The sequence below is a fragment of the Telluria sp. AZSoR62 genome (genome assembly GCF_058111565.1).
On the sequence record NZ_JBYTST010000559.1, the window covers coordinates 1 to 239 of the forward strand.

At 49.4% G+C, this 239-nt stretch carries 1 pseudogene; it reads left to right on the top strand.

Annotated features, from left to right (window positions below):
- Positions 1-55: 55 nt before the first annotated feature.
- Positions 56-239: pseudogene (locus AC3XQU_RS24765) on the top strand (pilus assembly protein); the annotation flags it as partial.

The window sequence follows — 239 nt, forward strand, 5'->3', positions numbered from 1 at the left end:
GGTCTAGACATCACAAAACAGATCGCTCAGCAACTTGGGCTTGAGGTGGACTGACATGCCGTCAATTACAAAACGTCTTACCAGTTCATTAAAAAAGTTCACGCTGGATAAGCCACGTATGCTTTTTTTGCGTAACTCCGTACTAGGGACAATCGGGGCCTTCATCGTGGCCATTGCTGCTGTGAATGCATTCAGGCAGGAGTACCGAATCGGCATAGACCTCGCGGAAGTGCGCTGCT